Annotated in this window: 4 protein-coding genes; 1 reads left to right on the forward strand and 3 read right to left on the reverse strand. The window is 59.3% G+C overall.

What is annotated here, in order from left to right; genetic code table 11:
• Positions 1 to 6: 6 nt before the first annotated feature.
• Together AB1Z34_RS10180 and AB1Z34_RS10185 are read right to left on the reverse strand one after the other, a co-directional pair.
• Positions 7 to 2,304: a YhgE/Pip family protein gene (locus AB1Z34_RS10180; protein WP_367158307.1), complete on the reverse strand. Its 2,298-nt coding sequence runs from the start codon at positions 2,302 to 2,304 to the stop codon at positions 7 to 9.
• Positions 2,304 to 4,937, reverse strand: a complete 2,634-nt coding sequence (locus tag AB1Z34_RS10185) for a YhgE/Pip family protein (RefSeq protein WP_367158308.1) — start codon at positions 4,935 to 4,937, stop codon at positions 2,304 to 2,306. The genes AB1Z34_RS10180 and AB1Z34_RS10185 overlap by 1 nt, the downstream gene beginning before the upstream one ends.
• A gap of 275 nt (positions 4,938 to 5,212) precedes the next feature.
• Here AB1Z34_RS10185 and leuA point away from each other — a divergent pair, with 275 nt between their 5' ends.
• Positions 5,213 to 7,030, forward strand: a complete 1,818-nt coding sequence (gene leuA, locus AB1Z34_RS10190; RefSeq protein WP_049193461.1) for a 2-isopropylmalate synthase — start codon at positions 5,213 to 5,215, stop codon at positions 7,028 to 7,030.
• A gap of 118 nt (positions 7,031 to 7,148) precedes the next feature.
• Here the strand turns inward: leuA and AB1Z34_RS10195 are convergent, their stop codons facing one another.
• Entirely contained in the window at positions 7,149 to 8,189 is a 1,041-nt protein-coding gene (locus AB1Z34_RS10195) for a hypothetical protein (protein ID WP_048733193.1), read from the reverse strand.
• Between the last annotated feature and the right edge of the window lie 435 nt (positions 8,190 to 8,624).

Below are 8,624 nucleotides of genomic sequence, written 5' to 3' on the forward strand. Positions count from 1 at the left end.
GCCCCCTTACGAAGTCGCCATCACCTTCGTCTCCTCGATTGCGTTCTTGATCTCGTTGATTCCCTTTTCAAAGATGCGCTGAAGGCCCAGCGCCAGAATCAGCGACGGGATGATGAACAGCGCCAACATGAACATCAGCTTCCAGTAGTCTGCCTCATAGATACCGGCGATGGAGCTGCGGAACATATCGATCGCGTAGGTACCCGGCAGCCAAGGGCTAATGTTCTGGACCCACTGTGGCACCAGCGGCAGCGGATACGCGCCACCTGCGGCCGAGACCTGCATCACCAGCAACAGCACGCAGATGGCCTTGCCGGCGTTGTCGAAGGTGAAGACGAACGAGAAGACGATCATCATAAACACCAGCGAAATCACCCAGCCGGCCAGCAGCATCAGGAATCGGTGCGCGGGCTCGATGCCCACGTACACCTGGAGTCCCAACACCATCAGTGTGGACTGAACCAGGCCCACGCTGGCGAAGGTGGCGAACCGGCCGAAGTACTTCTCGACGCGGGTGTAGTCATCGGCCTGCGCAGCGTCGATTTGTGCGTCACTGGTCGGCTCGTCGATTTCATCGCTGGCTGCATCGCCCTGCGCATCATCGACTGCATCGCTGACCACATTCTCGGCCTCATCATCGCCGACCTTCTGTCCGTCGCGGCTACGGACCGTGGTGCGGATCAGCACCGACGACAGCAGCGCACCGATCCACAGCGCGAGGGTCGCATAGAACGGCGCCATACCCGCACCGAAGCTCTGGACTGGGAAGACGGGGTCTTCCTCGACCTGCACCGGCGCGGCCAACTGCGCTGCCAGGGCACTTGGGTCATCACCGACGGCCTCAGCAATTCGCGAGAGGTCACCGGTGTCCTTCGCCTCTTCCAGCGCGTTGTGAATCTCGTCGAAGCGAGCGGCCAGATCATCAAAACGGTTGCTCAGGCCCATCGTGGCGGCGCTAGTCTTACGAAGCGTATCCACCGGCGAGCCGGAAATCGTACCGCGGATGCCGCGAATGTCCTCGCCAATGACCTCGATGTCGTTGCTCAGACGCGACACCGGCTCCGACAGTGCGTCGATCTGCGGGCGCAGGTTCTGCTCGTAGGAGTTTTTGGCATTTTCCACAGCGGCAATCGCAGCCGTGAAAGCGTCCTTCGCCTGGCTTATCGACGATCCCGTATCCCGGCCACCACGCAAATCCGCTGCCACGGCAGAGAAACTCTCCTGCAGCCCACGGGTGCGAGCAACCGAGGTGTTCAGATCGGAAATAGCGCGGTCATAGCCCGGCTTGGCGACACCCGGAACCACTGCCCCAACGGTGTCCTCCAGGCGGTCGCGCATCGCAGTCAGGCCATCGGCCTGCTGGCCGAACTTGGCCGCCATCGCGTCAAAGGTATCCGCGGTCGCGCCGCTGGTGGCCTGGGTGCCGTCGACAAGCTCGTTGACGCGATCGCGCACGCCTTCGTAGCTCGACTGCGTTGCGTCGAGCGCCGTGCTAACCGAGTCGCGGACATTGCCGACCGCGGCATCCAGATCGCCGGCGACGTTGCCGTCACCCGAACCATTGCGCAGAATGTCCATCCGCGCACCAGCGTTTTCCAAAATGGAATCCGCGGTCTCCACCAGCGGCACGGTGGTCTCCACCAGCGTAGACAGCGAACGAGCAGTCTGCGCACCGGAGCGCAGCCGCGCGGCGGTGTCATCAACGCGGTTTTGCACGCGCGTCAGTGCCTGCTTGGAGTCGGAGGTGTTTAGATACTCATCCAGCGAGGTGATCACGCCCAGCCCAACACTGGCGACGACCTGCGTGAAGTTCTTGTCAATCTCCTGAATAACGCCACTCGCGCCCTTACTCGTAATGATTGACGAAAGCGCGTTCTTCTTCTCATTCGTATAGAGCGTCAGCTTCGGCGCCTTGGTGCCCCGGACGTAGAAGGTCATCAGTTCAGTACTGAAGTTCTCCGGAAGCACGATTGCCGCGTAGTAGTCACCGGACTTAGTGCCGTCGATGGCGTCCTCAGAATCCGTAATCTGCCAGTCAATTTCGTGGTTACGGCTCAGCTTCGACAGCACCTCATTGCCCAAGTTGACGTCAATCGCACCGATATCCGTGCGATGACCACGGTCATTACTGGCGACCGCAATCTTCAGCTTTTCGGTGTTCTCAAACGGCTCCCAGCTGGCCAGCACATTAAAGCAGGTGAACAGCAGCGGAATCAGCACCAGACCGAAAACCATGATGCCGGTCATCGTGTTCTGGCGGATCACCCGAAAGTCATTCCGCACAATTTCAAGAACGTTTCTCATTAGGCTTCACCTTCTGGGGAAGTCTTCACGCTTGCCGACGACACCTTCGCCTGTGGCTCAAACGAATCACCAGCATTTTCCAGCGAGTACGCATGCGGATGGGAAGTTTGGTGCTCCATGTAGGCGCGCAGCTCCTCCTCCGACATCTCGCTGAGCTCCTGGGCGTGAATCACAGACTGCTTGACGTACTCGCGCACCGCGATGTAGGCGAGGCAGAGCAGCACAAACAGGCAAGCCAGACCGAAGAACAGGGCCTTCTGATCCGGGTAGTTACGGGCCAAAATACCCAGCACCACCAGGGCGGCCACGGCGATGCCAATGGCCACGCGCATGAACAGCGTGTAGCTGCCACGCAGATTCTCCATCCGCTCGTCGACTCGCGATTGGTACTCCTCGCGGTTACGCAGCGCAAAGACGAGGTCACTGAGCTTGTATCCGCTACCGACCAGGTGGACTTCTTCGTTGTTGACCAGTCCGCCCTCTTCAAGCTGGTGGTTAACCAAGACATTGACCGAGGACAGGCTGCGGCGCAGCCAGTAACCGACCACGTAGGCGACCACTGCCATGGCCATCAAGGTGAGCATGTTCTTCAGGTAGTAATTCGAGTAGAAACCACCAATGGTCTCGCGGAGAGCATCAATGCCGTAGGTCAACGGCAAGAACGGATTCAGCGCCTGGAAGAAGTCCGGGGTCATCTCAATTGGATAGAGACCGGCGGCGCCAGGAATCTGAATAAACGCGAGCACTACGGCAATACCACGTCCCACGTGGCCAAACGCCGCCACCAAACTGTAAATAATGGCGAGATAACACAACTCCACCACGACACAGGTGAGGACGAACGCAACCGCGCTGACATGCTGCACACCAATGACGATGTCACCGATAGAGACAATCAGCGCCTGGAAAGTAGCGATGATGCCCAGCAGCAATGTGCGGCCCATGTACGCCTGGCCCACCGTGATTTCCTTGAAACCTTCCGCGTCGACTTCCACGCGGAAAATCACAATCAGAATGAACGCACCAATCCACAACGACAGGTTGGTAAACAGCGCCGCCATACCCGAGCCGTAGTGATCCACCGGGAACACGGCCTCCGTCTTAACCTCAGCCGGATCGCTCAGGAACTGCGAGATACCCTCAGGATCAAGGTCATTGACCATGTTCATGGCTTCGCGCTCTTCGGTGGTTCCCAGGGTAAGGACATCGAGACGCGCAGTTTCCAGGCCATCACGCACACCATCAAGGTCGGCCTTGAAGCTCTCGAGGACCTGATCCGCAGCAGAAAGCTGCCCACTCGTAGCGTCGAGAAGCGCGGACGTTTCCTTGACGGTGTCCTTTTGCGCGCCAAGCGCCGCCGCGTACGAACCCACGCGCGCGTTGAGCTGATTAAGCGCCTTGCTCAACTGCGGGAGTGCGTCCTGGGACGCCTGACGAATCTGATCCGAGGCGGCCTTGCCGTCCTTAGTGGCCTGCGCCAATGCCTCGCTGGTGGCGTTGAGGGAGTCGAGAGTTCCCTGTGCCGAGCCGGAGACGTTCTTCAGGCCCTCCACCAGCTCTTTATTGGTGGCGTTGCTCTCGTCGAGCGCATCGATGGTGCGCTGGATTGCCTGCTTATCCGGGCCGTTGAGCGGGTTGGCCTCCAGCAGGGAATTCAGCCCACCAATGACCTGATCCGCCTGGTTGACGATGTCCTCCGCCGCAGCCGTCGCAGAATCCGAACGGGAAATTGCGCCCTGCAGATTGCCAGTCATCGCGCCAATCGCGGCGTTGGCGTTGCCGGTGCCCTCCACCAGAGCGGTGCTGCCCTGTAAGTAGGCGTCGTTGAGATCCGCGGAGAAATTCAGGACCTCATTGTTGAGCTCACCAGTAATCGCCTGCACCTGCGTCAACGCATCCTGGGCGTCATCGAGGGCCGTGTCCACGCTGCCGAGAGTCTTCTTGATCTGCGCAATCGTCGGCTGCAGATCGCCAATCTGCTCCTGGATAGCACCGACTTCATCGCGGCTATTGGCAACCGCATCAGCGACATCCTGGAAAGCGTCAGCGGAATTGAGACGAGCCGCATCGAACCGCCCCTGCAGCAGGCCGCCAGCTTCCTTAACCTCCTCGGTGACCGCCTTCGCAATCTCCTTATTAAAGGAAGCGGAAATCTGACCATCAATACCGGACGCGCCCTGCGCCGTGATGTGCGGCGAGATCGCGTTGATCTTCTGGTTAGCGCGGTATTTCAGCTTTGCTGGATGCCCCTGCCCTTGAATCAGGTCAACCATTTCCTGCGAGAAATTCGGCGGAATGGTGATTTCGGCATAGACCTTGCCGCGCTTTAGGTCTCGGTCTGCCTTCTCGGCATCGAGGAACTGCCAGCCCAGTTCATGATTTTGTTTTAGTTGTTTGACCACCTGGTTACCGATATTGAGGCTTCCGGTAACCGAGGAACTCGCGCCCTTGTCCTCATTCACAATTGCCACGCCAATGTTCTCGGTGTGCTCGTACGGATCCCAGAAGCCTGGGATGTTGAACCAGGAGTACAAGGCAGGGGTAATCATCACGCCGATGACGATTACCCACACTCTTGGGCTATTGCGGAGACGGCGCAAGTCTCGCTTAAGAATAGACCAGCTAGTTTGCACCTTAAGGACGCTATCATCTTTACCCCGCTAAATACATTGGTACTAGTTTTAGAACTATCGATTGGCGGGGTGGGTGGCGTGGATGGCTGAGCATATTTCCCCCACTAAAACCCCCGAATGATGAAATTCATATAACCATCGGGGTAAGGTACATCACATGCAACGCGGACTACTGCTTCTATGCCGCGGCGGGGCTTGGGTTTAAGGCCGGCTCCCCGTCGCGGGGTAAGTTGTGCCGGCCTACAAGAAAAGTCCGAATTAGAAAGGCCCACAACATGTCTCCTTCCGACGCTTTTATTTCCGCTCCTTCTGTAATCTCCACTCCTGCTGGCGAGATTCCGGAAGGACAGCCTGCTTGGAATAAGCAGCGCAACTCCCAGATGGCAACCAACCGCTACCTGCCTTACGACCAGGAAGTTCAGGACTTCCAGCTGAAGGACCGCACCTGGCCGGACAAGCGCATTACTAAGGCACCGGTTTGGTGTGCCGTCGACCTGCGCGACGGCAACCAGGCACTGATTGATCCGATGAGCCCGGAGCGCAAGCGCCGCATGTTCGAGCTGCTGGTCCAGATGGGATACAAGGAAATTGAGGTCGGATTCCCGTCCGCTTCCCAGACCGACTACAACTTCGTGCGCGAGATCATTGAGAAGAACATGATCCCGGACGATGTCACCATCCAGGTTCTGGTTCAGGCTCGCGAGCACCTGATTCGCCGCACCTTCGAGGCATGTGCCGGCGCAAAGAACGTCATCGTTCACTTCTACAACTCCACCTCGATTCTGCAGCGCGATGTTGTGTTCCGTAAGGACAAGGACGCAATCAAGAAGATTGCCACCGACGCCGCGGAGCTGATTAAGACCATCGCGAAGGACTACCCGGACACCAACTGGCGTTGGGAGTACTCGCCGGAGTCCTACACCGGCACCGAGGTTGAGTACGCCAAGGAAGTTGTCGACGCCGTGGTGGATGTCATCGACCCGACTCCGGACAACCCAATCATCATCAACCTGCCGTCGACCGTGGAGATGATCACTCCGAACGTCTACGCAGACTCCATCGAGTGGATGCACCGCAACCTCAACCGCCGCGACTCCATCATTCTGTCGCTGCACCCGCACAACGACCGCGGCACCGGCATCGCCACCGCCGAGCTGGGCTACATGGCCGGCGCGGACCGCATCGAAGGCTGCCTCTTCGGCAACGGTGAGCGCACCGGTAACGTCTGCCTTGTCACCCTGGGCCTGAACATGCTGACCCAGGGCGTCGACCCGCAAATCGACTTTTCCGACATCGATATGATCCGCCGCACCGTCGAGTACTGCAACCAGCTGCGCGTTCCGGAGCGCCACCCGTACGGCGGCGACCTGGTCTTCACCGCTTTCTCCGGTTCCCACCAGGACGCCGTGAACAAGGGCCTCGACGCAATGGCAGACAAGGTCCGCCCGGGCGCTGCCGTCAAGGAGCTTTCCGACGAGGACCTGCGCGCGGTGACCTGGGAAGTTCCTTACCTGCCCATCGACCCGAAGGACGTCGGTCGTTCTTACGAGGCCGTTATTCGTGTGAACTCCCAGTCCGGCAAGGGCGGCGTGGCCTACATCATGAAGACGGACCACGGCATGAACCTGCCGCGCTCCATGCAGGTCGAGTTCTCCTCCGTCGTGCAGGCAGTCACCGACGCCGAGGGCGGCGAGGTTAACTCCAAGGCGATTTGGGACATCTTCGCAGGTGAGTACCTGGACCGCGAGGCTCCACTCGAGCAGATTGCCCTGACTGTCGATGCCCCTCAGAACGAGTCGGACGCCACCAAGATCAAGGCTCACATCGTCTACGAGGGCAAGGAGCAGACCGTTGAGGGTGTCGGCAACGGCCCGCTGGCCGCTTACGCCAACGCCCTGGAGAAGCTCGGCATCAACGTCGAGGTTCAGGAATACGTCCAGCACGCTCGCACCGCAGGTGACGACGCCGAGGCTGCGGCCTACGTCCTCGCAGATGTCAACGGCACCAAGGTCTGGGGCTCCGGCATCGCTGGTTCCATCACCTACGCGTCGCTGAAGGCAGTCACCAGCGCGGTCAACCGCGCACTGGCTTAAACTCCACATAGTTACTGACTAGGTTTATGACACTTTCGTGGCAAAATTTGTGCTCAAAGTGTCATAAACCTAGTCAGTTTCTTTTTGGGGCAAACTATCCAGCGGTCCCTCGGCCCCGCTACCCAATCAACGGGCCGGCATTGCGCACATCCGCACGGAAAGTCACCCCACCTGCGGCTACCACGCGTTCGCGCTCGATGAGGATTGAACGGAGCGTCGATAAGCGAACTGCGTGCAATTCCACCTCTTTCCACACCACCCGCGCGACATCCAGCCCCGTTGCGCGCAGCGAACGCTCGCGGTAAGTCTCCCGCGTGAGCAGCTCGGACTGAGCCGCGGGCGTCGGCGCGACCTCGCTAGCCGAATACTTGATATGGCCGTCGAACTCCACGACAAGCAGCAGGTCAGGGATATAAAAATCCACGCGGGCGAGAAAGTGCGGCGGATCGTGGCTGGTGCCGCGCGACCAAATTTCGGCTTGCTCGTGGAACTTCAGTCCGAGCTCGAGAAGAGCGGCTTTAGTCAGCGCCTCACCGGGCGTTTCGCAACGACCGTGACAGACCGCGAGCGCACGGTGAAACAGCTCTTGGCCCCGCACGCTGGGATAATGCACCGGGAGCTCCTCAAGCTGATCGCGCGTGGCGCCATGCCGCAGCGCACCTTCGACAGCCAACACCGCCGCCCGCCACGACACGGACTCCGGCCCCTTCTGCCTGAACCGGACGCGACACTCATCGAAGGCCGCACGCGCGAGCACCGCGACCCGCCGGTCCGCGAGCCCCTGCGTGTGACCCAGATGGATCTCCGAGCGCAAGCGCATGCAATAGTCGATGCCGTGAAACTCCTGACTCCCGCCCACGACCACAATCTTCGCATCGCGCACCAGCACCCACGAACCGTGCAAGGCCAGCGCTGCAGCTCCCGAAATAACGCCTGACGACGTCTCGGAGACCACCGCCAAAGCAGTAATAGCCAGGCGTTTCTCGCGGTGGAGCCCCTCCCAGGCGTGCGCGACTACATAGTGACCTCGGCAAAGCCGCTCCAGATAACCGGCCCGCGCTTGCCTTGCGACCTCGCGGTATCCATTCCCCGGCTGGTCATCCGGCCTAATGATTCCAAACTGGTCCGCCACCAGTTGCTTGCGTTTCTTGTTGACCATTTCTCCCCCGCCCCGTGGTTGTTGTCCTGTGGCTGTTGCCCCGTGGTAGTTATTTCGTCCTTATTTTTGTGGCGCTGTTTTGTGGCGCTATTTCGTTGCCTTGGCTTGTGGCACTGTTTTGTGGCCCCTATTTAATAAGGCGCGGAAATTGCCCTCGCGGTTCCATTCCTTTTCGGCTGAGCACCCAGTCGGGGGAAAACTTTTGGGCCTTGCGTGGTTTTTGTAGTTTGCGTGGTTTACGGGACCCGTGTGACCGTGCCCCACGGTCCTTCTGAGCTTGAGGCCGAGCTAGTGCCCAAGTTACTGACTAGGTTTATGACACTTTCGTGGCAAATTTTGTGCGGTAGGGTCAGGCGGTCATTGCATCATGGATAACACCAGAGATTACCTCCCGGGGAGTTAACCCGTCGAGCACTACCCGTGGCCGGTTATTCA

The organism is Corynebacterium sp. 045007, from assembly GCF_040743205.1.
Classification (GTDB): Bacteria; Actinomycetota; Actinomycetes; order Mycobacteriales; family Mycobacteriaceae; genus Corynebacterium; species Corynebacterium jeikeium_D.